Annotated in this window: 21 protein-coding genes; 11 read left to right on the top strand and 10 right to left on the bottom strand. The window is 63.4% G+C overall.

All coding sequences use genetic code 11. The features are described from left to right. Positions 1-19: 19 nt before the first annotated feature. The 7 genes from VFZ66_24685 to VFZ66_24655 all read right to left on the bottom strand — a co-directional run bounded on the left by VFZ66_24685 (position 20) and on the right by VFZ66_24655 (position 4,652). On the bottom strand, positions 20-835 hold the full coding sequence (locus VFZ66_24685; GenBank protein ID HEX6292406.1) for a methyltransferase domain-containing protein: 816 nt from the start codon (positions 833-835) through the stop codon (positions 20-22). Positions 836-1,338: 503 nt separating this feature from the next. Beyond that, positions 1,339-2,175, bottom strand: a complete 837-nt coding sequence (locus VFZ66_24680; protein HEX6292405.1) for a PIG-L family deacetylase — start codon at positions 2,173-2,175, stop codon at positions 1,339-1,341. Positions 2,176-2,227: 52 nt separating this feature from the next. Then, on the bottom strand, positions 2,228-3,136 hold the full coding sequence (locus VFZ66_24675; protein HEX6292404.1) for an SDR family oxidoreductase: 909 nt from the start codon (positions 3,134-3,136) through the stop codon (positions 2,228-2,230). A gap of 174 nt (positions 3,137-3,310) precedes the next feature. Then, entirely contained in the window at positions 3,311-3,973 is a 663-nt protein-coding gene (locus tag VFZ66_24670; GenBank protein HEX6292403.1) for a TetR/AcrR family transcriptional regulator, read from the bottom strand. Between the two features lie 15 nt (positions 3,974-3,988). Then, positions 3,989-4,132: a hypothetical protein gene (locus VFZ66_24665; protein HEX6292402.1), complete on the bottom strand. Its 144-nt coding sequence runs from the start codon at positions 4,130-4,132 to the stop codon at positions 3,989-3,991. Positions 4,133-4,156: 24 nt separating this feature from the next. After that, complete coding sequence (locus tag VFZ66_24660) at positions 4,157-4,525, bottom strand: hypothetical protein (GenBank protein HEX6292401.1); 369 nt, start codon at positions 4,523-4,525, stop codon at positions 4,157-4,159. After that, on the bottom strand, positions 4,518-4,652 hold the full coding sequence (locus VFZ66_24655) for a hypothetical protein (GenBank protein ID HEX6292400.1): 135 nt from the start codon (positions 4,650-4,652) through the stop codon (positions 4,518-4,520). The genes VFZ66_24660 and VFZ66_24655 overlap by 8 nt, the downstream gene beginning before the upstream one ends. A gap of 457 nt (positions 4,653-5,109) precedes the next feature. Here VFZ66_24655 and VFZ66_24650 point away from each other — a divergent pair, with 457 nt between their 5' ends. Then, positions 5,110-6,171 (top strand): YbaY family lipoprotein, encoded by a 1,062-nt coding sequence (locus VFZ66_24650; protein ID HEX6292399.1) that lies wholly within the window; start codon positions 5,110-5,112, stop codon positions 6,169-6,171. Positions 6,172-6,260: 89 nt separating this feature from the next. Here VFZ66_24650 and VFZ66_24645 read toward each other — a convergent pair whose 3' ends face one another. Both VFZ66_24645 and VFZ66_24640 read right to left on the bottom strand, forming a co-directional pair. After that, positions 6,261-8,129 (bottom strand): glycoside hydrolase family 3 N-terminal domain-containing protein, encoded by a 1,869-nt coding sequence (locus tag VFZ66_24645; protein HEX6292398.1) that lies wholly within the window; start codon positions 8,127-8,129, stop codon positions 6,261-6,263. Positions 8,130-8,257: 128 nt separating this feature from the next. Next, positions 8,258-9,058 (bottom strand): DUF2071 domain-containing protein, encoded by an 801-nt coding sequence (locus tag VFZ66_24640; protein HEX6292397.1) that lies wholly within the window; start codon positions 9,056-9,058, stop codon positions 8,258-8,260. A 375-nt stretch (positions 9,059-9,433) separates the two neighbouring features. Here VFZ66_24640 and VFZ66_24635 point away from each other — a divergent pair, with 375 nt between their 5' ends. Beyond that, positions 9,434-11,260, top strand: coding sequence for a GAF domain-containing sensor histidine kinase (locus VFZ66_24635; protein HEX6292396.1), 1,827 nt, complete (start codon positions 9,434-9,436; stop codon positions 11,258-11,260). Here VFZ66_24635 and VFZ66_24630 read toward each other — a convergent pair. Then, the gene (locus tag VFZ66_24630; protein HEX6292395.1) at positions 11,227-11,634 is read right to left on the bottom strand and encodes a hypothetical protein; all 408 of its coding nucleotides are present in this window, start codon (positions 11,632-11,634) and stop codon (positions 11,227-11,229) included. The two genes, VFZ66_24635 and VFZ66_24630, sit on opposite strands and share 34 nt — an antisense overlap. Before the next feature lie 158 nt (positions 11,635-11,792). Here VFZ66_24630 and VFZ66_24625 point away from each other — a divergent pair, with 158 nt between their 5' ends. The 9 genes from VFZ66_24625 to VFZ66_24585 all read left to right on the top strand — a co-directional run bounded on the left by VFZ66_24625 (position 11,793) and on the right by VFZ66_24585 (position 23,467). After that, positions 11,793-13,787, top strand: coding sequence for a hypothetical protein (locus tag VFZ66_24625; GenBank protein HEX6292394.1), 1,995 nt, complete (start codon positions 11,793-11,795; stop codon positions 13,785-13,787). Positions 13,788-13,899: 112 nt separating this feature from the next. Then, on the top strand, positions 13,900-15,072 hold the full coding sequence (locus VFZ66_24620) for a glycosyltransferase (protein ID HEX6292393.1): 1,173 nt from the start codon (positions 13,900-13,902) through the stop codon (positions 15,070-15,072). A 52-nt stretch (positions 15,073-15,124) separates the two neighbouring features. Continuing rightward, positions 15,125-15,649, top strand: a complete 525-nt coding sequence (locus tag VFZ66_24615) for an acyl-CoA thioesterase (protein HEX6292392.1) — start codon at positions 15,125-15,127, stop codon at positions 15,647-15,649. A 277-nt stretch (positions 15,650-15,926) separates the two neighbouring features. After that, positions 15,927-16,844, top strand: coding sequence for a delta(1)-pyrroline-2-carboxylate reductase family protein (locus VFZ66_24610; protein HEX6292391.1), 918 nt, complete (start codon positions 15,927-15,929; stop codon positions 16,842-16,844). A 223-nt stretch (positions 16,845-17,067) separates the two neighbouring features. Then, positions 17,068-17,760, top strand: a complete 693-nt coding sequence (locus tag VFZ66_24605; GenBank protein HEX6292390.1) for a response regulator transcription factor — start codon at positions 17,068-17,070, stop codon at positions 17,758-17,760. 524 nt (positions 17,761-18,284) lie between these two features. After that, on the top strand, positions 18,285-19,922 hold the full coding sequence (locus tag VFZ66_24600; GenBank protein ID HEX6292389.1) for an alpha/beta fold hydrolase: 1,638 nt from the start codon (positions 18,285-18,287) through the stop codon (positions 19,920-19,922). 130 nt (positions 19,923-20,052) lie between these two features. Further along, positions 20,053-20,682 (top strand): class I SAM-dependent methyltransferase, encoded by a 630-nt coding sequence (locus VFZ66_24595; protein HEX6292388.1) that lies wholly within the window; start codon positions 20,053-20,055, stop codon positions 20,680-20,682. 16 nt (positions 20,683-20,698) lie between these two features. Then, a complete protein-coding gene (locus VFZ66_24590) occupies positions 20,699-21,727 on the top strand; it encodes a zinc-binding dehydrogenase (protein ID HEX6292387.1) in 1,029 nt (342 codons plus the stop codon). A gap of 357 nt (positions 21,728-22,084) precedes the next feature. Beyond that, a complete protein-coding gene (locus tag VFZ66_24585; protein ID HEX6292386.1) occupies positions 22,085-23,467 on the top strand; it encodes a hypothetical protein in 1,383 nt (460 codons plus the stop codon). Positions 23,468-23,561 lie beyond the last annotated feature (94 nt).

The raw sequence follows: 23,561 nt of genomic DNA, 5'->3' as shown, positions 1-23,561 counted from the left end.
CTGACGCTCTCGCACAGGGTTAGACGGTGGTGTCCGGCTTGTGCCCATACACGACGAAGCCAAGCAGGCCGACGAAGAAATGCCCGGCCTGCTCGGCCTGCTCCAGCGAGCTCCACCAGTCGGCAAGCTCCGCCGCGTCGAGCTGGCCGGTCTGCACCGCCTGCTCCAGCGTGCCGCCGAAGACCATCTTGTAGCCGGCAAAGTTGGAAGTCAGCAGTTGCGGAATGACCGTGACCTCCTGCAAGCCGCGCTCCTTGAAGAGGCGCTGCGCCTGCCGCCCGATCGAGCTGCTTGCCACGGAGTCGCTGATGATCCGCACGATCCGGCGCGTCAGCTCCCGATTCGGCGCGTCGATCATCGTTCCGTCATAGTCGAACTCGAAGATGACGATCTGGCCGCCTGGCCGCAGCACGCGCATCATCTCGTCCAGCGCACGCTCTGGCTGGTCCAGATACATCAGCGTTCGCTCGGTGCGGACGACATCAAAGCTCTGATCGGGAAGCTCCAGCCGCGCCGCATCGCCGACCTGAAACGCGACCGGCAGGCTGCGCTCTACCGCCCGGCGCTGCGCCTCGCGAATGAAGACCTCGTTTTTGTCGACGCCGACGACCTGGCCGGACGAGCCGACGGCCTCCGCGAGCTGCATCGCGACGGTCCCAATCCCGCAGCCAACATCGAGGATGCGCTGCCCAGGCGCGGTCGGAGTCAGGTCGAGCATCCGCTGACGGTACCCACGGACGGACTCGGTGGCGTCCGCGACATCCAGGAAGCGGAAGAGAAAATCGACATCGGTGGTCTGGTCGACGGTGCGGAATCCCTGATGAATATCTTGCATGGTATCCTCTGTAAACAGCCCGTACTGTCCAGTCGGCGCTGGTGCTGAATCGACGAGATGTATGGTGCTCCTGTAGGCAGCGCTGCGCATCAGCCTTTTAACGTACCGCTGCTTCCGCAAAATGGCTCAAACGAAGGATCGACGCAGGGTGATTGCTGAGGGGCGTGCTGAAGAAGATCGAAGGTCGAGCGGGCGCTGCTCGATAAACAGGCCGAACGATGAATGTACGAGCTGATGAGGCGGTTTGCGGGCGGATGACTATCGATAGGGAGTAGTTTGTCGGATGCAATATTTTACGCTTTTGCTATGGTAGCGCAAAACATTGCTTGTTACAGATGATCTTCTTCATCTGGTGCTACATCAGGCACCTTGGCGATTGCGGCACGAAACTTTATCGGAGGGCAGGCCACCACAACCAAGACACCGGACTCATGGGCATCGATCACGCCAACAGCACAAAGGGCACGCCAGAGCGTGCCCCGATCGATCGTCGATCGCCGTCCTCACAGACCGGCGAACAGATCCGGCAGCGTGAGATCGTCCGAGGGCGGCGGCCAGGCCAGCGCGAAATGCTCAAGGCTGAGAAGCTGCTGCACGATCTGCTCCGGCATCTGTCGAAAGAAATTCTCAGGGCCGAACTGCGTCCGATGCGCGTGCAGCGCGTCCCACTTCGCCGCCACTGTCTCCGACACGTCGAGCACCGCGTGGATCTGATCGTCGGGCCAGCCCATGCCGCTCTCCTCGAAGCGATCGAACTGGCTGGTGTCGATCCCAGCCGCCGCAAGCTGCTGGCGCATGACGCGAAACGCCCCGCGTGGAATCACGGTGTAAAACAGCCGCGCGGGCTGCCACGCCGGTCCAGGGTAGCGCGCGGTATCTGCGGCGATATGAAACGCCGCGACGGTATGCTGGTGGATCGCGATATGATCGGGATGTCCGTAGCCGCCGCGCGGATCGAAGGTGATCACCACCTGCGGCTGGACCTGCCGCATAATCTGGACCACCTGCTCGACGACGGTTTCGGCGGGCACGTTGACAAAGGCGCGCGGATCGTTGTTGTCAGCCGTCCCGGCCATGCCCGAGTCGCGATGATCCAGAAAGCGCACGTCGTCGATGCCAAGCGCCAGAGCCGCGCTGCGCAGCTCCATCTCACGCACCGCGCCGAGCGTTTCGGGGTTGGCAAGCGCCGGATCGGAGATCTCGCCGACCTCGCCGCGCGTGGCACAGACCAGCGTCACGCGGGCGCCCTGGCGGGCGTAATAGGCCAGCGTGCCGCCCGAGCCAAAGGCTTCGTCGTCGGGGTGGGCGAAGATTGCGAGTAATGATCGTTGCTGGGTCATGCTATGCACTCCTGGTGCCGATCAAGGCGCATGCCTGGGAAACATTCGCGCCCTACACATGCGCTGCGCTGGTGGCCGTGGCGGTGCTGGACGATTCGACGCCCGCCAGATCTTCGCTGATCTGCCACAGCCGCGCGGCGGCAGCGGTGTCGTACGAGGCGGGCGACGAGCGCACGGCCTTGCATTTGACGTAGTAGTTGCCGGTGATGCCCTCCATCTTGGGCGACGAGGCCAGGTAGATCGAGGTCTGCGCACCCTGGACGGGCGTTAGACCGAAGCGCAGCGCCAGCTTGAAGAATGCCGCTCCCCACCCCGGCTGATTGCGCGCGAAGTTGGAGGCGACAGCGCCCGGATGCAGCGCGTTGGATGTGATGCCGCGACCGCGCATCCGACGCGCCAGCTCGTAGGTAAACAGCAGATTGGCAAGCTTCGACTGAGCGTAGGCGCGCATGCCGCTGAAGCGCTTGCGGCCCTGAAGATCGTCGAAGTTCATCTTGCCCAGCATGTGCGCCGCCGACGAGACGTTGACGATCCGGGCCGATCCGCTGCGATGCGCGCCGGTCTTGAGCGCATCGAGCAGCAGATGTGTCAGCAGAAACGGTGCCAGATGATTGATGCCAAAGCTCTGCTCGAAGCCGTCGGCGGTTTCCTTGTAGGTGTTGAAGAACCCGCCCGCGTTATTGACCAGCACGTCCAGGCGATCGTAGCGCTGCATGAACGCCGCCGCCAGCGCGCGCACCTCGTCCAGCGCGGCGAAATCGGCCCGGAGGCCGTCGATCTGCCGGTTGCCGCTCTGCGCCTGGATCTCATCGATCGTCGCCTCAATCTTGGCGGGATTGCGCCCCACGACGATCACCTGTGCGCCCATCTGAGCCAGCGCTCGCGCCGTTTCCTTCCCGATTCCGTCGGTCGCGCCTGTCACCATTACCAGCTTGCCCTGCATCATGGTCGATGTTGTCATCGGTAGCATTCCAATCATAAGGTGTTGTAGCGATTAACTACATCGTACCCTAAATTGCGTTGCGCGTCCGGTGACAAGAGTCATCAAAAGAGGGCGGGGAGCAGGGAATAAGGCAACAAGCGAACAAGGGAACAAGGAAATCAAGCCTTTGTTCTTTTGTTCTTTTGTTCAGTTCTAGGGCGTGCGAAACAGCGCGTGGTAGATCACCTGCACCAGCGCCTCCTGCTGCCGGTCGATCTCCGCCTCCGACGCCTCTTTCGGCCCCGGCAGCGTATGCCAGACCTGATCGAGCAAAAGCGTGATCGCCCAGCAGGTCGGCTCGATGTCCAGATCGGGCCAGGTCAATCCCTGCGCGACGATCTTGTGCGCCGCGACGATCATCTGCTGGCAGACCAGCCGATTCATCTGCTCGTTATATCCGGCGATCTCAGGATCGCGCGGCAGCAGCTCGGACCAGGCCCGGCGCAGGCCGTAGAAGAGCTGATCGCGCTGAAGTGCGCGGCGGACGGTTTCGCGAATCGCCTGAAGCGGATGCGTCGAGAAGTCGATCTCGGTGATGCGCAGCGCCAGAAAATCCTCGACCGACGCGGCATACAGCGTCAGAAAGACCTGGCGCTTATTGCGGAAGTAGCTGTAGAAGGTGCCAATGCTCACGCCGGCGGCGTCGGCGATGTCGTCCGCAGTGGTCGCATCGTAGCCGCGCTCCTCGAACAGGCGCGCGGCAGCCGCCAGAAGCGCGTCGCGTTTTTGGCGGCTGCGAGTCTGCTGAGGCACTCGTGGCAGATCGAGAGCGGCAAGAATATCGGGAAATACAGTCTCGTCGCGTTGCTCTTCCACGGTACCTCCTTTGGCTTATCGTGTTGCCGGAATATGACGCCGCACGCGGGCGCTGGCCCAGGCCCGCCAGCCGATATATCCCAGAATTGCCCAGACGGGCACCAGGCCGATCAGCCAGCCGAGCCACAGCGGCATCGTCGGCGGCGGTCCTGCCAGCACCGGCACATCCTCATAGCTTGAGCCTTACGGCCCATTAACTTGAACGCTCAGCAGCCACTGTCCGGTTACGGGCAGGTCGACCCTGCCGCTCACGCCGCTGGGACGGTCGGGATCGGGCTCCAGGGTAGCCCTGACCGGCACCGCGTCGACGGTTGCTCCCGGCACTGCCGTGACCTGATAGCTGATCGCGTCGGCTGCTGTTTCCTGCGGCGCAATGCTGAACACGAGCGCCTCACCGCCGCGCGGCGCGTTGTAATAGTTGATGGTTAGCGGATATTGCCCGCTGCGCACGTCGATCGTCCGCAGCGGCTGCTCCTCGTGGGCCGAGGCACGGCCTACCAGCACCACGCCAAGTAGTGTACCGCAAATGATCCAGAAGTGAAAGCTACGCATCGCTGCCTCCTGGCGACGATACGGCCAGCGCGCGGCTGACCACAAGCGCCATGCCGACGCCCAGCAGCGCCGCGCCGATCGCGAGCGGCAATGAGGTGTTGCTGTTGGCCGATGGGCCGGATAACATTGAGGTGGCGCGATCCTGCGGCTGGAACGCCGAGCTGTTCATTCGAGGCGTTCGCGGCCATGCTCGACGGCTATCTTGCCCCGGAGCGCGGCTGAGGATGGCATGCGCTGAGCTTGCGACGCTCTGCATGCACGTTTTGTGTCACGGTTCTATCACGCTTCTTCTCGCTATCTGCTACAGTTCCATCACACCCAATGCATTGAGGGCTGCCCGGCCCATTGATACGATCGCTGGTAGTCTTCCACCAGCTCAGGAGGAGATCATGAACCATCGCTTCTTGTGTATGCTCATCCTGGCGGGCGCTCTGGTCGGCTGTGAAAGTCCACCAGGCGCGGCCTCGACCGTGGCACGGCTCCCCGCTACTCAAACACCTACTCGCTCATCGACCGCCACCTCAACCATCGTGTCTACTCCAGCCAGCGTCGACACACCAACAGCAGCGCCAGGTGCTACACGTGTGCCAACAGTTGCGCCGCCCGGCCATACCGCTACGACGACGGCGGCACCACAGCCAACGCCCGCATCGCAGGTCAGAGCCAGCGGCAAGGTCAGCGGCTCAATGACCTATCCGATGGACCGAAAACTTCCGCCCGGCGCGACCCTCACGATTCGGTTCTCGACGGTTATCTCAGATTTTGGACACGAGCGTGTCATCGAGGAGCAAGCGATCACCTCCATTCCGCCTTCTCCGGTCGGCTTTGAGCTCGCGTACGATCCCGCGACGATCGGCCCGGACGGAATCTATACCATTCGAGCGCTGATGCATGCTCCCGGCAGGCTGGCATGGCGCAGCGAGACTCACGACGTGATCACGCAGGGCGCTCCCAGCACGGTCGAGATGGCGCTGAAGGCTCCCGATGCGATTGGCACGGTGACAGGCACGCTCACCTATCCCGGCGACAGCCCGCTCCCGCCCGATGCCGCTCTCACGATGCGGCTGATCGGCGCGGCTCAAGTAGCAAATCTGGATCGAGAGGTGGAGCTGAGTCGTTTTGAGCTGCGCCCGGTTCCAGCAGAGCCGATTCCCTTCTTGGTCGAATATGACCCGGCGGCGGTACGGGCGGACGAAACCTACACGCTCTATGCCGAGATCCGCGCGGGCGGCAGGCTGCTCTTCTTTACCACCGAGCTGCATCCGGTGATCACACAGGGCGCTCCCGCTAGTGTTGAGGTTACGCTTGAGCGGCCTGAGACGATCCCGGCGGTGACGGGCGTTGTCACCTATCCCGGCGACCCGAAACTCCCGCCCGACGCCATGCTTGCGGTGCAGCTTTATGATCTACGGTACCTCCTCGGAGATGGAGAGCCGATCCTGGTTGCGGAGCAGACGATCGCGCCGATTGGTCTCGCGCCGATTCCCTTCACGATCGAGTGCGATCCCGCAACCATCAGCCCAAGCGGCGAGTATGTAATCCAGGCCGAGATTCGTGCCGACGATCGGACGATCTTCAGCAGCCAAGGGACCTATCCGGTCATCATGAGCGATCATCCTTCGGAAGTCGAGATCGTCCTGAAGTAGGGAGCATCCTAAAGTTATTGATGGCCTCTGAATCAACAGGACGGGAAGCGCTCCCGTCCTGTTTGTGTGATCGCAGTGTGTAGAAGGCGCTACGGATAGGTCAGCCCAAAGCCGTACGGGAAGAGCGGATCGTAGGGCGTGTCGCCGGTGTTGATCGGGATCTGCGTTTCGGCGCGAGGCCAGGAGTGCGGCAGCTTGCCCGTGGGCTTGTAATCGCCAAAGAGCACATCGGCAACGCCCTGACCCTCGGTGCCGGGCAGCCACGCGGCGATCAGACCGCGCCAGTCGGGCAGCTCATTGGTGACGATCATCGGCCTGCCGGAGACGAGCACAACGACCATCGGCACGCCTGTGCGCTTGACCGTCGTGAGCGTATTCTTGTCTTCCTGGTCGAGGCCCAGATACGACGGCTTATCGCCCTGGCCCTCGGCGTAGGGCTTCTCGCCGATCACCACAACCGCGACATCATGGCCCGCCGCGCCGCGCCCGCTCTTGCTGTAGGTGACAGTCGTGCCGGGCGCGACCGTATTGCGGATGCCTTGCAGGATCGTGGTGCCGGGCGTGATCGCGCCGCTGCTGCCCTGCCAGGAGATCGTCCAGCCGCCGCTCTGGTTGCCGATGTCGTCGGCGTTCTTGCCCGCGACGAAGATCCGGGCGTTCTTGGCAAGCGGCAAAATATTGTTGGTGTTCTTCAAAAGCACCAGTGATTGCCGGACGGCGTCGCGGGCGATGGCGCGGTGAGCCGCCGAGCCGATCGTCGCGGTGTAGGCGCGGTCGGTGTAGGGCCGCTCGAAGAGGCCAAGCTCGAATTTCTTGGTCAGAATCCGGCGAACCGCGTCGTCGATGCGCGCCTGCGGAATGCTGCCGGCGTTGATCTCGTTGCGCAGCGTGCTGGTGAAGAGCGTATAGTTGTGCGGCACCATCACCATATCGATCCCGGCGTTGATCGCGGTCCGCACATCGCTGGGATAGTCGCCCGGCAACTGATCGATCCCGGCCCAGTCGGAGACGACAAAGCCGCTGAAGCCAAGCTCGCCCTTGAGCACGTCGGTGATCAGGTACCGGTGGCCGTGCAGCTTTTGCCCGTTCCAACTGCTGTAGGAGATCATCACCGAGCCGACGCCCTTCTGGATCGCGTCGACGTAGGGCACAACATGCAGGCGACGTAGCTCGGCTTCGCTGATCTGGGTATTGCCCTGATCATCGCCGCCGGTCGTGCCGCCATCGCCAACCCAATGCTTGGCGGTCGCGAGGATCGACGCCGGGCCGCTCAGGCTAGTCCCCTGAAGCCCCGTTACGATCGTCGTCATGGCGCTGGCGATCTCAGGATCTTCGCCATAGCTCTCGTAGGTGCGGCCCCAGCGCTCGTTGCGCGCCACACACAGACACGGCGCGAAGGTCCAGTCGATGCCGGTGCCCGCCACCTCCTCGGCGGTCGCCCGCCCGATCTGCTGGATCAGCGCGGGATTGCGGGTTGCGCCCAGGCCGATATTGTGCGGGAAGATCGTCGCGCCATAGACGTTGTTATGCCCGTGGACCGCGTCGATGCCGTAGATGATCGGAATGCCCAGCCGGGTCGAGAGCGCGATGCCCTGGTAGCGATCGTACATGTCGGCCCAGGCGGTGGGCGTGTTGGGCGTGGGCGCTGAGCCGCCGCCGCTGAGGATCGAGCCAAGGTAGTACGTCGCAATATCCGCCTCGGTCGCCAGCGAGCCGCGATCGACCTGCGTCATCTGGCCGATCTTTTCGTCGAGCGTCATGCGCGTCAGCAGATCGGCCACCCGATCGGGGATCGGCGCGCTCGGATCTTTGTAGATCGGCGTGACGCTCTGGGCTGTCACTGCTGGCAGACGTGGTTGCAGGAGCATGCCCATCGTGAGCAGCAGCGCGGCGAGGCTGAGCATGGTCTTTCGGCGGGGGGTAGGGCCGCTTCGTTGACGATCCTGTTTCGGGGACATCGGCGCCTCCTTTGGCTTGACGCGCGCCACCTGTGCGGCGCGCTGGCACGTCGAAGCGATGATATACAACGATCGTCGGATTGGTCAATTTCATCTTAACAATCAGCCAGTAGCGCGGCTGGCTCAGGTTACAGGCGCACTTTCCTGGGCGGCAGGTAGATGCTAAACTCGGTTTCCTGCTGAAGCAAGACACTGTGCGGATACACCTGGTCGGCGAGGCTGACCAGACCCAGGCGATCCAGCAGCGGAAAGCGGGCATGCCTGCATCTGCCACGGGTTGGAGCCAGCCGATCGTGCCAGATCGAGTAGCTGCCGAGCGCGCCGTCGCGCCGGTAAAAAAATCCACGCAGTGGATGCGTCAGCAGGACCATACCGCGCTCCAGGTCGTCGAAGCCGTCCAGCGTGGTGATGCGCTCTCCCGTATCTTCAACCTCAAGATCCGCCGGTGCCCAGGCGCTCTCGGTCTGCATGCGGTACGCGGCGTACGCGCCCCTGCTGGCATCGAAGCGACAGTCGAAGCGGATGCGGCCCCGGTGCCAGGGAAGCTTCCACAGGTAGCGCGGGATCAGCACGCTCGCCGAATCGAGCGCCGTGCCGAAAAACCAGACAGCGCGCTCGCCCGTCAGACGATCCCGAACGTAGGCGCGGTAGTTGGTCTGCCCGAAGCAGAAGCGCAGGAGCGGCAGGCCAACAAAATGAAAATCCTCGTCCTGAAACGGCACAACCGAGACGAGCGCCCGCTCGCGTCCATCGGCGAGCCGGATGCAATCAGGCTCGAAGCGCGGATGAAGCTGTCGCGCTAGCGCCTGCGGCTCGACGGTGTAGGTCAGGATCGCAAAGTGTCTGAGCCTGGTGACAACATCCAGCGGCCCGTGCGTGGGGCGTGCCAGCAGGTCAGGCGTGAAGCGAAGCTGGTCGTTGGTGTTCATATGCGGCGTGTCCAAATCATGCAATACCACGGAAGCATGGTGTGGCCCCGGCAGGTCGTGGCGGTGCCGGACCTGCGATAGGCTGGGATTGTACCATGAACGAAGCACCAAGAACCGAGTGCCATGCCGGGGTACCCTTTGGGTCTGGCACCCGGCGCACCAAGAACAAAGGGACCAGCGAACAAGCGAACAAGGACAAGAGCCAAGAACTCAAAACGTGGAACTCGAATCCCTGACGATCACCGTGAGCCGTGATGTGCTACAATGCAATGCGATGCCATTGTATACCATCTTAACGGGTGCATCCGCCGCATGTTGCCCGCTGCTCCCCCAACGTGAGGTCGCCGACCTGCTTTCTGCCGTGAGAACATCGGGATGGATGAACTACCAGAGCTACCTCCCCCCATCGACACCACCGCACAGGACATCGTCCGCAACGCGGCCAGACTGGCCGCCCTCCGCCGGACAGCGCTGCTGGACAGCCCTGCCGAGGCTGCCTTCGATCGCCTGACGCGCCTGGCGACAAGGATACTCGACGCGCCCACAGCGCTCGTCTCGCTCGTCGATGAGAATCGCCAGTTTTTCAAAAGCTGCATCGGCCTGCCGGAGCCGTGGGCCTCACGGCGCGAAACACCCTTATCGCACTCGTTCTGCCAGCACACGATCGCCACGGCGGAGCCGCTGGTGATCGGCGATGCGCGCATGCATCCGCTGGTCAGCACCAATCTTGCGATCCCCGACCTGAATGTTGTGGCCTACGCGGGCATTCCGCTGGTGACAGCCGACGGCCAGGCGCTCGGCTCCTTCTGTGTGATCGACTCGCAGCCGCGCGACTGGACCACAGACGAGGTCGAGATCTTGAACGAGCTGGCGGCGTCGGTCGTCGCCGAGATCGAGCTGCGGAGCGCGACGCGGGAAGCGCAGCATCAGGCGGAGATTCAGCACTTCCTGGCGCAGGTCAGCCGCGTGCTGGTCGACTCGTTCGACGCCGAGACGAGCTTGCAGAGCGTCGCGCGGCTGGCGGTGCCGCTGCTGGCCGATGGCTGTGTGATCGATATTATCGAGGAGGACGGCAGCCGTCGCCGGGTGGCGGCGACCGCTCTGGACGCGCCGACAGAGGCGCTGATCGCCGAGCTGCTTCAGTACTCGTCCTTGCACGACATGCCCCGCCCGCTGGCCGAGGCCACCCGCACAGGACAGGCGCGGCTGATCCCAGCAGCGGCCGACGATCGATCGACGGGCGCGACGCAGCACAGCGAGTACCTGCGCGTCGCCCACGCGCTCAACCTCCAATCCGGCTGGGTCATCCCGATGGTCGCGCGCGAGCATACCGTCGGCGTGATTACCCTGATCTCAACCCATGCTGACTACCCCTACGCGGGCTATGACCTGATCGTCGCGCAGGATCTTGCGCAGCGTGCGGCGCTGGCCGTGGACAACGCCCGGCTGTATCAGGTGGCGCGGCAGGCGATCCAGGCCCGCGACGAGATGCTGGCGATGGTTTCGCATGACTTTAGAACGCCGCTCGGCGTGGTCAAGGGCTTTACCCATCTGCTCCAGCGGCGCGTTCAGGCTTCGACGATGCCGGACAAAGAGACGCTCGGCGATATGTTCACCAAGATCGATAGCGCGATCCAGCGGATGGTCTATCTGCTCGACGAGCTGGTAGAGGTGACACATCTTCAGGCGGGCCAGAAGCTCGCGCTCCCTCACGAGCCGACCGATCTGGTGCGGCTGGTGCGGCGCGCGGCGGATGAGCAGCAGGAGAGCGCGCGCCGCCATCGCCTGCACGTCCAGTCCGAGCTGCCGGAGCTGATCGGCCTCTACGATGTCGTGCGCGTGGAGCGAGCCTTGATCAATCTGCTGACCAACGCGATCAAATATAGTCCGGCTGGCGGCGAGATCCATATCACGGTAGCAGCCGAGAGCGACACATCCGGCACATGGGCCACGATCCGCGTGCAGGATCAGGGCATCGGCATTCCCGCCGCCGATCTGCCGCGTATTTTCCAGCGCTTCTACCGCGCCGGGAACGTCGGCAGCATCAGGGGCACCGGCATCGGCCTGGCGACCGTCGAGTGGATCGTGACGCAGCACGGCGGGACGGTTACGCTCGAAAGCACCGAGGGCGTCGGCACGACCGTCGTGCTGCGATTGCCGCACATGCCCTACGACGGCGACGATCTCACCTGGGATAGATAGGTCGTCGCGCCTGAGCGGAGGTCTGAAAGCAGGCGCTCAGGCCGCGATCTCGGCGCGAGGCGGACGAGGTAGAGCGGTATGTTGATGGCCGTCGCCTGAAGCTTAGCCTTTGCGTGCCGTGGCGCGCCGATGGGCAGTAGGAGATCGCGCATCACGACCTCTCCTACCCGCAGATCGTCGATATGGCCGAGGCGGGGCCGTGTTTCGGGCTGCCGCAAGAATGCGGCACAGGCGGCGCTGCTCACGATCAGCAGCACTGCCGGGCTATCATGCAGAGGTAGGCCGATCGTTCGCGCAGGCGCGTGGACGACATCACCGCGTCGATCACCGGGATGCTCCTTCGCTTGGGGAGGTGGAATCCCAGCATACTCCACCACAATCCGCCGGACTATCCGGTCGAGAGCGCATCTGCGGCTCGGTCGAGCATACGCATTTCCTGCTGCGCCCTAAGGCCGCTGCCCGATTCACACGAGTTCTATACTGATAGATAAGGCCACCTGTCATCGACGCATCCAAGAATGAGGTGATCCACATGCCCGATTGGTCCTATCTGCCGCTCTTTCGTCCAGCGCTCTTTCGGCTGCCGCCGGAGCGCGCGCGCGATCTCACGCTGGGCGCGATCGGCTGGCTGGCATCACGATCGATCGGGCCGTGGATCATCGAGTTGGCCGGGCATATGCGCTCGGCGGATGCGCTGAAGCGCCGCGCGTGGTGCCTCACCTTCGCCAGTCCTGTCGGCATTGGCGCGGGACTCGACCCGCAGGCGATGGCAAGTCATGCCCTGGCGCGCTTCGGTGTGGGCTTTGTCGAGGTCGGGCCGGTTACGCTAGCGCCGGTTGCCGCGACGGCTCCGATCGTGCGCGACGTAGCGCATCAGGCGCTACGCTATCCCGATCTGCCGGTCAACGATGGAGTACGGGCGCTGACCGCGCAGCTTGCCAGGATTACCCCGCTTCCCGTGCCGCTCGGTGTGCGCCTCGCGCACCGGCCCGCAGCCGATCCTGAGTCGGCAGCGCGCGAACAATCGGCCATGATGCGGGATCTCGCTCCATACACCAGCTTTTTTACCCTCGACTGTGCCGGAGGATGCGACGCTGGCTGGACCGCCGGGGAGTGGGCGTTGTATCTGCGCCTGATAGCACAGGCGGCGCGCACGATCGCTCCAGCCCAGGCGGTGCTGCTCTGCCTGAGGCCCGACGTACATGTCGCGCGCGTCGATCACCTGCTGGATACGGCGATCCCGCTCGGCATCAGCGGATTGGTGATCGGCGGCGGTGTGCGCGACTCGCGCCACACGCGGCTGATCGGCAGACCGGCAGCGCGGGCCAGCCTTGAGCTTGTGCGGCAGATCCATGCGCGCTGGGGCGAGCGCATCACGATTATTGGCTCAGGCGGCGTGCATGAGCCGGGCGATGCGCTGGCGCTGCTGGCGGCTGGCGCATCGCTGGTGCAGCTTTGTAGCGGCCTGATCTACGCCGGGCCTGGGCTGCCCAAGCGGATCAACGAGGCGCTCCTGGCGCGTGAGAAAGCCAATCAGCCGGAACGTCAGCCCGTTCGCCGTTGGGGATGGAGGCCGTGGCTGGCGATTCTGCTTCTGGGCTATGGCATGATCTTCGGCGGCGGCCTGGCCTGGCTGATCGCGGCGACGCGCGTGGTGCTGCCCTATGACGAGGCGTTTGTCCAACTATCGCGGCGAGAGCTGGCCGCGCTCAACCCGCGCCTGCTGCCCTTCATGGCCCACGATCGCATCACGTTGGCCGGAACGATGATCTCGATCGGCGTGCTCTACGCCCAGCTGGCGCTTCACGCGCTGCGCTACGGCGTCCATTGGGCGCAGCGCGCGGTCAGGGCGTCGGCATCGGTCGGCTTCGCCAGCTTCTTCCTTTTTCTGGGCTTTGGCTACTTCGATCCGCTCCATGCGTTCGTTAGCCTGCTGCTGCTACCGCTCTTTCTGCTTGGTATGCGCCAGCCTGCCAGCGCTACTCCCATAATCCCGCAGCCGGATCTCGCCAACGATGTCACCTGGCGCTCCGCGCTCTGGGGCCAGTTGCTGTTCGTCGGTCTGGGGATCGGCCTAGTGCTGGCCGGGAGCGCAATCGCGGTGATCGGCGTGACGAGCGTCTTCGTGCCCGAAGATCTTGCCTTCCTCCAGACAACGCGGGCTGAGCTGCACGCAATCAACCCGCGTCTGGTGGCGCTCGTCGCGCATGACCGGGCGGGCTTTGGCGGCGCGCTCGTCTCCAATGGTCTGGCCGTGCTGCTCACGGCGCTGTGGGGCATCCGGCGCGGTGCCTGCTGGGTCTGGTGGACGCTTTGCCTGGCTGGCCTGCCCGGATTTATCGGCGCGCTCGGTGTTCATCTCACCGTTGGCTACACCGATCTCTGGCATGTCAGCCCGGCGCTGGCGGCGCTCGGCGTCTATCTGCTGGGCCTTGCGCTGCTCTACCCCTATCTCGCGGGAAATCGTGCGGCTCGGAGCTGCGACCACCTGCGTGACGGCGTATGTCCTGTTCCTGATCATCGATGAAGCATGGTCGTTGACGGCAAGCAAATTGCTTATGGCTAGTCCCGCATTTGCGCGCATGCTGATCGGCTCGATCTGGCTGCCCTCGCGCCGTAACACAAGAAAGAGACATCCTATGTCCGACCAACCATTGACGCTGCTCTGCCTGTCACACCTGAAGTGGGACCATGTGTGGCAGCGGCCCCAGCAGTTGACGACGCGCTTTGCGCAGTATTGCCGCGTGATCTATGTCGATCCGCCGGAGATTATGTCCGGGTACGAGCATCCGCAGCTACGGGCGCAGCCGGGCGCAGCCGGTGTGCGGGTGCTCCAGCCGATCTTTCCGATGGCGCTGATCGACACGCCCGGCCACAGCTATCAAGAGCTGTGGGTTGCGTTGCTGCCAGCCGTGCTCGATCTGGCCGGGCCAAACACGATCCTGTGGGTCTTCTCGCCGCTGGCCGACTATCTGGTCGCCGCTGCGCAGCCCTCGATTAAGCTTGCCGTCTACGACTGTATGGACGATCTCGCCAGCTTCAAGGGCGGTACGCCTGAGATGCGGCTGCACGAATCGCGGCTGCTGAGTCTGGTCGATCTCGTTTTCACCGGCGGACGCTCGATGTACGAGGCGCGCAAGACGTGTCATGCGCATGTTCACTGCTTCCCCAGCGGCGTCGATGTGCAGCATTACCGCGCGGCCCAGGAGCAGGCTACGGCTGACGTGCCCGCGCTGTCCGCCATACCGCAGCCCCGCCTCGGCTACTTCGGCGTGCTCGACGAGCGCATCGACTGGTCGCTGATCGCAAGCATCGCCGAGCGACGACCGATGTGGCACTGGCTGTTGATCGGCCCCACGGCGAAAGTCGACCCGGCTGAGCTGCCGGTCGCGCCGAATCTGCACTACCTGGGCCAGCAAGCCTACGCCGACCTGCCCCGCTACCTGAAAAGCTTTGATCTGGCGACGATGCCGTTTGCGCTCAACGAGGCCACTCGGTTTATCAGCCCAACCAAGACCCTCGAATACCTGGCCGGTGGCAAGGATGTGATCAGCACCTCGGTGCCCGATGTCGTCGCTACCTACCAGGGGATCGTCACGGTGGCCGATGGCGTCGACGCCTGGATCGCCGCGATCGAGCGGCTGCTGGCCGCGTCGCCCGCCGAGCGCCAGGAGCGACAGCAGCGCGCAGAGCCGCTGCTTGAGCAGGCCACCTGGGATGGCATCGCAGCTAGGATGTGGGCGCTGATGATCGAGCGGCTGGAAGCGACCGAGCGGACGCGGTTGAAATCCATTGCTCTTGGCAGCGGCTAGCGCTCGGCTTCGTGTACAATCATCCTGTTACCGATTAGCAGGACGAAGAAGTATGGAAGCTGCTCATCCTCACCGCGACATCACGCTGCGCTTTCTGGCCGAGCCGACCGAGGTCAACTTTGGCGGCAAAGTTCATGGCGGCACCGTGATGAAGTGGATCGACCACGCGGGCTATACCTGCGCCGTCGGCTGGAGCGGGCGCTACTGCGTCACGGTCTACGTCGGCGGCATTCGCTTTTACCAGCCGATCCACATCGGCGATCTGGTTGAGGTCCATGCCAGGCTGATCTACACCGGCACCACCAGCATGCACATTGCGGTGGACGTGAGCGCGGGAGCGCCCACCGATCGCGAGATGCGTAAAACGACGCACTGCATCATTATTTTTGTCGCCGTGGACCAGGACGGCAAGCCGGTAGCCGTGCCAGCCTGGCAGCCCCAATCGGATGCCGATCGCGTTCTGCACGACTACGCCCAGAAGCTCATGGCGCTGCGCGAAGGCATCGAGGAGCAGATGCGCCAGTATCGCGAACAGCCCGCTGAGCGGGGGACGCAAGAACCAAGGACCACGAGCTAAGAACCGGGTGCCATGCGGGTGTATGGTTTACCATCATCATACCCCCGGAGCGTCCGCACATCGTGTCCGTGCATGCGCTAGGGAGTCGCATTCCAGCAGCGCGGGAGAGGACACGATGCCAGGAACCAGGATCGGTGCCGATGTGGCGTAAATCATACATGCGGGTGCCAGACCGGGCCAAGCAACAAGCGAGCCAGGATCAAGAGAACAAAGAACAAACAAAAAACAACGGAGAGCTTGGAACTTGGAACTTGGAACTTTGAGCAGAGAGGCAATCATGCATACGCTCGACGAGGCGGAGACACAAGCGCTGCTGCCGTATCCTGCGCTGGCTCACGCAATCCGCGAGATCTTGCTCGCCCGGCAGACCCAGCCGATCACTGCGCCGCCGCGCATGGCTGTGCCGCTGGCCGCCGATGGAACGCTGCTGCTGATGCCAGCTGCAACCGCGACTCTCGCGATCACCAAGCTGGTCACGGTCCATCCGCACAACGCAGCGCGGCAGTTGCCGAGCGTGCAGGCGGATATTCTGGTGCTGGAGGCGGCTACCGGACGAAGGCTCTACATGTTGCCGGGTGAGATCGTGACGGCTCGCCGCACCGCCGCGCTCTCGCTGCTGGCGGCGCAGACCCTGGCACCGCGTCCCGACGGGCCGCTGCTGATCGTCGGCGCGGGAACGCAGGGCCGGGCACATCTCGAAGCCTTCGCCGAGGGCCTGGGCGTGCGGCAGATCTCCATCGCGTCGCGGACCTTTGCCCATGCCGAGCGTCTTGCCGACGCTGCGCAGCAGCGTGGGTTGAGCGCGCACGCCGTGACCGATCCGCTGGTTGCGCTGAAGGAGGCCACGCTGATCGTCACCGCTACTACCAGCGCCCGCCCGGTGCTGCCTGCCCAGGTCCGGCCCGATGCGCTGATCTGCGCGGTCGGAGCCTATGTGCCGAGTATGGCCGAGCTGCCCCCGGCGCTGGTGCAGCAGGCGCGCGTATATGTCGACACGCTCGAAGGCGCGCAGGCCGAGGCTGGCGATCTGATCCAGGCTCATGTCGATTGGAGCCAGGTCACGCCCCTGGAGCAGGCGCTCACGCAGCCGCGCCCGCCCGCAGGCCCGATCATCTTCAAGAGCGTAGGACATGCCCTGTGGGATCTGGCCGCCGCATCCCTGGTGCATGCGCGCAATTCCAAGCCTGCCGGGTGACGATTGCCGAGCCGAATTGCTTGCAGCGCTTCGGGCTGCCATGCTCTCGACGCGGCTGCGGCGATTCCCCGACGCCGCGCCTGCCGGTCGCTGGCCTGCGATGGTACCCAGGCAGGCCCCGGTCTGCCAACCGCGATGATAGAGGACCGGAGGTGCAGCCCTGTCATTGAGCTTTGGATGGGGTTTGGTATACTTTTACGTGCATAAAGGAGCACACATAGCGATGGGACAAGAGATCTTAGTCGTAGATGATGACCCGAAAACAGTAGATTTAATCAGGCTCTACTTAGAACAGGCAGGCTACGGCGTGCTGGTAGCGTACGATGGCAAACAGGCGCTGGATCTGGTGCGGCAAAAGCATCTCGATCTCGTGGTGCTGGACGTGATGCTGCCGATGGTCGAGGGGCTGGAGGTGTGTCGCATGCTGCGCACGCAATCGAAAATCCCGATCATCATGCTCACGGCCAAAACGACGGAATCGGATAAGCTGCTGGGCCTTGAGCTGGGCGCTGATGACTATATCACCAAGCCATTCAGCCCCCGCGAGGTCGTCGCCAGAGTGCGAGCGGTGCTGCGACGGTCCAACGACGAGCAGGATCTGCAAGAGATGCGCTTCGGCGATCTGGTGCTGGACGTGGCGAGCCATGAGGTTCGGGTGCGCGGCGTTCCCCAGCATCTCACGCCCAAAGAGTTTAAGCTGCTCGAAACGTTAGCCAAGGAGCCTGGCCGAGCGTTCTCGCGGACAGAGCTGTTGGAGCGGGTGTTTGGCTTCGACTACGAGGGGCTTGAGCGGACGGTGGATGTGCATGTCATGAACGTGCGCAAAAAAATCGAGCCTGATCCGGCGCGTCCTACCTATATTTTGACGGTGTATGGCATGGGCTATAAGTTCGCCGAGGGTGAAGCTAGCGCATAGCCTGCGGTCTTGTCCACGCGATGACGCATACCCCAGCAGGCGGCGAGACGATCGTCACTGCCTGTCTTGTAGCCTCTGCTGAGCCAACCGAGTCGATCCTGTTCAAGCGCCACAGCGGCGCTTGAATGTTCTCCCCGCCCGATCCTCCATCGGTCAGACCTGAGGCCAGCTTGAGCCGCTATGCCGCATAGGTGCCACACGTGTCCTGCAACATCGGCGCACGCGACACGTGCCTGTGCAGGCAGGGCATTGGGTGATTCAAAAAATCGAGCGGGATCACTATCGCTACCGTACGTGGCCGAATTAATACCGATCTGGGTTGATTGACGGGCGTATTCTGTACTAGAATGGTCGCGACAAACACCCCGCGTCCTGCATATCAGGGCAGATGCTTCCATCACCAATCTTGCTGCGCATGCTGCTTTGACCGCCCAATCCCCAAGGCCCACCGTCGCGGCACACGACGGTACAGCCATGAGGCTCCAGTAGATGTGTGCCCGGAGCCAACCACACGGGAGGATCGTATGCGGCATCTAATCTCGCCAGTAAGATCTCGCCCACACCTTTCGCGCCTCGGTACGCTGCTGATGATCGGCGTTCTGCTCGTGGTGCTGTTCCCGGCAGCGCCGACCACCCGGGCAGTTGTTCCGTTTGTGCCCGAACCCTGTCCAATTCCAGCCATCCCAGGCGTACAGGTCGATTGCGGCTACCTGACCGTGCCCGAGTCGCGTAGCCAGTTTACCGGCAAGACCATTCGGCTGGCGGTGGCGATCGTGCGCTCGCCCAATCCCAACAAAGCGCCCGATCCCTTCCTCTTTCTCCAGGGCGGTCCCGGCGGCGCAACCGTGGTGCTTGCCCCGATTCTGGCGGAGCTGTACGCCCCCATCCTGGCGCAGCGCGACCTGATCCTGATGGATCAGCGCGGCACCGGCTTCTCGCAGCCGCATCTCAGCTGCGATCTTGGCCTGCAGCAGATCGGCAGGCAGGCGCTCCCGACGAAGCTCAAGCGGGCACATCTGCCTGACTTCATTCAGTTTCAGGTCGATCAGCTAGTCAGTTGCGGCCAGGAGCTGCGCGCCGCCGGCAACGATCTTTCGGCCTACAACTCGGCTGAGAACGCGGCGGACTTCGAGGATCTGCGGCTGGCGCTTGGCTACGGGCCGTGGAATGTGCTCGGCGGCTCCTACGGCACGCGGCTGGCGCTCTCGATGCTCCAGTTCCGCCAGGAGACGCTGCGCAGCGTCGTGCTCGACTCGACCTACCCGCCGCAGGCCAACTTCCACTACGAGGTCTTCGGCTCGTACAACCGCACGCTGAACGTGCTCGCTGACGAGTGCGCCGCAGATGCCGCCTGCAACAGGGCCTATCCCAACCTGCTGCAAACATTCGACCAGCTCTACGATCGCCTGAACGCGAGCGCCGCGCAGGTGCCGATTATCGATCCGAATACGCAGCAGATCGTGACCTATCTGCCGGTCAGCGGTGTGACGTTCTCGACGATCGTGTTCCAGCTCTTCTACTCTACCGGGGCGATCCCGATTATGCCGCTGCTCATCGGCGAGACTTCCAAAGGCAACTACATTCCGCTTGGCATTATCCTGGGCGCGCTGCTGACCGCGCAAGAGGAGCAGCCCGGCGGCGCGCAGGCGCTGGGTATGCTCATGGCTGTGCAGTGCAACGAGGACGCGCCGTTCGCGTCACGCGGCGATTTCGTATCCGCGCGCCATCGCTACCGCCGCGCGAGCGCCCTGGCGTTCCAGGTCTTCTTCAACGAAGGCATGCTGGATGTGTGCGAAGGTATCGGCCTGAACGATCCCGATCCGGCACTGAATCGCGCTATCACCAGCGATCGTCCGATCATGATCATCAGCGGTATCAACGATCCGATCACGTCGCCGGAGTACGCCGAAACGACGGCCTCGACGCTGCCGAACAGCTTTATCGTCTTCTATCCGCGCGGCGGGCATGTGCCGAGCATCGGCAGCCCGTGCCTGACGGGCGCGATTGCGGCGTTTATGACCTCGCCGGGCGAGCGCCCCGATACCTCGTGCGTTGCGCGCGAAGCGCCGCTGCCGTTCGTCACGCCGCCCGCAGCGACCGGCAAGAAGTTGACCCGCGCGGTCAACAAGCTCTCGCGCACGCTTCCGATGCACGTCAGGTAGGCGTCGGCGACGATCGATGGGAAGCGCCCCAGGTCATGAAGTGGCAGGGCCTGGGGTGTTTCATCGCGGCGGCGCTCCGCAGAGTCGCATGATTGGCTGGAAATGGCGCGGATCGCATACAATAGCCGCCATGAGCACGTTGAATCGACACGAGCAGGATACGCCAGACTCCCGCTTCGCGCCGCATCCGCACCGGCAGTTCTGGGATACTCGCTACCGCGATTCGTTCTATCCGCGCTGGCCGTCGGCGCTGCTTGAGCGCTGGCTGACGCGCCTGACTCCCGGCTACGCGCTCGATGTCGCGTGTGGCGCTGGCCGTCATACGCTGCTGCTGGCGCAGTACGGCTGGCGGGCGCTCGGCGTCGATATTTCTCCGGTCGCGCTCCACCTTGCCCGCGCCGAGGCCCGCATGCGCGCGCTGACGGTCGATCTGCTGGCGGCCAATCTTGAGGACTATCCGCTGCCGCCCGCGCACTTCGATCTGGTCTGCGTCTTTCGCTTTCTGGAGCGCGCGCTGTGTCCCAGGCTGGCGACAAGCCTCAAGCCGGGCGGCGTGCTGATCTACGAAACCTTTACGATCGAGCAGCGCAGCTACGAGGGCGGGCCGCGCACCGACGATCGGCTGTTGCAGCCCGGCGAGCTGCCCCGGCTCTTTCCGGCGCTCGACGTGCTCGAATACCGCGAGGGTGTGACCGAAGAGGATGGCAGGCCGCGTGCGCTGGCTGGCCTGGTGGCACGCCGACCAACCGACTCGCTATAACGATGGAGCTACGATTATGAAAGCTGCGATCTTCCGTGAGCATGGCCCGATCGAAAACCTGGAATACGCCGACGTGCCGACGCCAGCGCCCGGCCCACACGAGGTGCTGGTGCGCGTGCGCGCGTGCGCGCTCAATCATCTCGATCTCTTTGTGCGTGAGGGCATTCCCGGCATCAACCTGGAGTTTCCGCACATCGGCAGCTCGGACATCGCTGGTGAGATCGAGGCGCTCGGCGTGGCGGTGGAGGGCTGGCGCGAAGGCGAGCATGTGGTGATCAATCCCTCGCTCTCATGCGGCACGTGCGAGTTTTGCATCATGGGCGAGGAGAGCCTGTGCGGGCGCTACCGGATCATCGGCGAGCATCTGCGGGGCGGCGCGGCTGAGTATATCGTCGTGCCCAGCGCCAACCTGTTCCGCATCCCCGACGATTATCCCTTCGAGCAGGCCGCCGCCGCGCCGCTGGTCTATATGACCGCCTGGCGTGCATTGATCAGCCAGGGCCAGCTACGTGCGGGGCAATCGATCCTGATCCTGGGCGCGGGCGGCGGCGTCGCGACGGCGGCGATCCAGATCGCGAAGCTCGCGGGCGCGTACGTGTATGCCGCGTCGCGCGACGAGACGAAGCGCCAGCAGGCGCTCAAGCTCGGCGCGGATGAGGTGCTGGATACCAACGCCGATTTTTCTAAGGAGCTTTGGAAGCGCACCAGTAAGCGCGGCGTCGACGTGGTGCTCGAAAATGTCGGCGCGGCAACCTGGGAGCGCGCGCTGCGCTCGGTGGTTAAAGGCGGGCGTGTGGTGGTCTATGGCGCGACGAGTGGGCCGCAGGTGCAGATCGATCTACGCCAGCTTTTCTGGAAGCAGTACGCGATCATCGGCTCGACCATGGCGAACAGCCGCGAGTTCAACACCGTGATGCGGCTGGTCTTCTGGGAGCGGCGGCTTCAGCCGGTTGTGGATCGTGTCCTGCCCTTGTCGCAGATGCGCGAGGCGCAGCGGGCGCTCGAAAGCGGCGAGCAGTTCGGTAAGATCGTGCTGAGGCCGTAGCGTCTTTTTTTAATGATCTTCGGTATTCGTAGGGACGACATGCCGGATCGTCCCTACAGTAGTTTCTATCGCATCTGGTTTGATTCCTTCATCTCCTGTAAAGATTTTGTCACCTTCGGCACTCCACCCCGTGCATAAAATGGTACACTCTCTTCGGGTTAGCGCTTTCATTGATGTTCTAGCCTCGCTCGCCATTTATACACACGGTGGAAACGATCAGCGTCGATCAGGAAACGATTCTTACCTGCGCCAACATTCACCCGTCTCTGACATCGTTTATAAGCAAGGCGTCATCTCGGCGTGCTTGTCTTTCTGATCCGCGCTGATACGATGATTCTGCACTGAAAGGAATACACGATGCGCCGCCTTCTGGTTTGTTTGCTGCTGATCGTTCTGCTCACGTCGCTCGCGTCCTCGCCTGCGGTGCGCGCTGAAGATCCGCCTGCTCAGCCGCTCGGCAACATGATGGGCATGGTCGTTCGCGATCCGCACTACGAGTGGAACACCAATCCAAACTATCCGAACGATGTTAACCGCGCGTTCTACGACGCGATGGGCCTGAAGCTGGCCGAGGCCGGTGTCAAATGGGCGCGGATCGAAATCTTCGCCGCAGATTCCGGCCCGAACGCCGGGCGCGTCGACGTGGAGAAGTATCGCTACTTTATCAACGAGGTCGCGCCGCGCCACGGCATCAAAGTCTTGGCACTGCTGGCAACGCCACTGGTGCGGCAACGCCCCGAAGGTAGTCCGATCCGCTTTCCGGGCGACGAGTATCCTTCTGGGGAGTATATCCCGCCGGAGCGGATCGAAGATCCGCTGACCATCGACGCGGGGCCAGCCTACCGCTACGTTAATCCGTACATGCACATCTGGCTCGACAACGCCTTCCAGGTCGCTAAGGCCTTTCCGTATAACAAAACCACCGGCGCGGGCATCGCCGCGTACGAGGTGCTCAACGAAGAAAATCGCTACCTCAACGGCGGCGGTAAAGGGATGAGTCCGGTGTCGGTGGCGACGCTGCTCACGAAGTTCCACCGCGTCTTCAAGCAGCTTGGCGGTCCTGACGGCTCCCTTGGCCCGTGGCGCAACGATGTCAAAATCATCCTCGGCGGCCTGCACCCCGACCGCTGCGATGATTGCGGGACCGGCGGCATGAACGATCGCCAGTACCTCGATGCGCTGTACAAGACCTCGGCGTTCCAGGGTAATCGCAACACCTACGGCAGCTATCCGCTGGACGGCGTGGGTTATCACCCGTATCCGATGGAGATGCGCAGCGGCCTGGTGCCAGAGCCGACCGGCTCGCTGGATCTGTTCCGTGTTCCCACGCGGATGGACGCGATGCGCGCGATTATGGTGCAGAACGGCGATACCGCCAACAAGTTCTGGATTACTGAGGTAGGCGATCGTGGCGCGCCGATCACCGTCGATCCGGAGGGCGATAACGAGCAGCGTCAGGCCCAGTTCATGCGCACGATCTACTGGTTCCTGTGGCGTGACCGCGCCTTTGTCGAGAATGTCTTCTGGTTCAAGTACGAGGATTTTGCCGTTCCGTCCAATCAAGCGGCAGTTGGCCCCGAAAACTGGGGCGTGGTGCGGCTGAAGCCCGGAACCACGACTGAGTACGACAATAGCGGCGCGATCGACCGGGTCAAGCTCTCGTTTGCGACGTACAAAGACATGGCGTTCAATGGCCTGCGCGAGTACCAGACCTATCTGCCGCTGTCGCAGAAGGAATAGCGCTGAGGCTGATCGTCGGGATGTGAGCGTAGGAGTGGAGGCGATGTGTAGGGGCGTATACGATACGCCCTTACGCACGTATCTGCAACCATTC

This window comes from Herpetosiphonaceae bacterium, assembly GCA_036374795.1.
Taxonomy (GTDB): Bacteria; Chloroflexota; Chloroflexia; order Chloroflexales; family Kallotenuaceae; genus LB3-1.
This window is presented reverse-complemented; position numbering and strand designations above follow the sequence as displayed.

Bases quoted from the DNA above. Each gene is read 5' to 3' on its own strand.
- VFZ66_24600 (HEX6292389.1), top strand. From the start codon at position 18,285: ATGCGGCATCTAATCTCGCCAGTAAGATCTCGCCCACACCTTTCGCGC.
- VFZ66_24655 (HEX6292400.1), bottom strand. From the start codon at position 4,652: ATGTTATCCGGCCCATCGGCCAACAGCAACACCTCATTGCCGCTCGCG.
- VFZ66_24680 (HEX6292405.1), bottom strand. From the start codon at position 2,175: ATGACCCAGCAACGATCATTACTCGCAATCTTCGCCCACCCCGACGAC.
- VFZ66_24605 (HEX6292390.1), top strand. From the start codon at position 17,068: ATGGGACAAGAGATCTTAGTCGTAGATGATGACCCGAAAACAGTAGAT.
- VFZ66_24615 (HEX6292392.1), top strand. From the start codon at position 15,125: ATGGAAGCTGCTCATCCTCACCGCGACATCACGCTGCGCTTTCTGGCC.
- VFZ66_24635 (HEX6292396.1), top strand. From the start codon at position 9,434: ATGGATGAACTACCAGAGCTACCTCCCCCCATCGACACCACCGCACAG.
- VFZ66_24610 (HEX6292391.1), top strand. From the start codon at position 15,927: ATGCATACGCTCGACGAGGCGGAGACACAAGCGCTGCTGCCGTATCCT.
- VFZ66_24685 (HEX6292406.1), bottom strand. From the start codon at position 835: ATGCAAGATATTCATCAGGGATTCCGCACCGTCGACCAGACCACCGAT.
- VFZ66_24640 (HEX6292397.1), bottom strand. From the start codon at position 9,058: ATGAACACCAACGACCAGCTTCGCTTCACGCCTGACCTGCTGGCACGC.
- VFZ66_24585 (HEX6292386.1), top strand. From the start codon at position 22,085: ATGCGCCGCCTTCTGGTTTGTTTGCTGCTGATCGTTCTGCTCACGTCG.
- VFZ66_24590 (HEX6292387.1), top strand. From the start codon at position 20,699: ATGAAAGCTGCGATCTTCCGTGAGCATGGCCCGATCGAAAACCTGGAA.
- VFZ66_24660 (HEX6292401.1), bottom strand. From the start codon at position 4,525: ATGCGTAGCTTTCACTTCTGGATCATTTGCGGTACACTACTTGGCGTG.
- VFZ66_24625 (HEX6292394.1), top strand. From the start codon at position 11,793: ATGCCCGATTGGTCCTATCTGCCGCTCTTTCGTCCAGCGCTCTTTCGG.
- VFZ66_24595 (HEX6292388.1), top strand. From the start codon at position 20,053: ATGAGCACGTTGAATCGACACGAGCAGGATACGCCAGACTCCCGCTTC.
- VFZ66_24620 (HEX6292393.1), top strand. From the start codon at position 13,900: ATGTCCGACCAACCATTGACGCTGCTCTGCCTGTCACACCTGAAGTGG.
- VFZ66_24645 (HEX6292398.1), bottom strand. From the start codon at position 8,129: ATGTCCCCGAAACAGGATCGTCAACGAAGCGGCCCTACCCCCCGCCGA.
- VFZ66_24675 (HEX6292404.1), bottom strand. From the start codon at position 3,136: ATGACAACATCGACCATGATGCAGGGCAAGCTGGTAATGGTGACAGGC.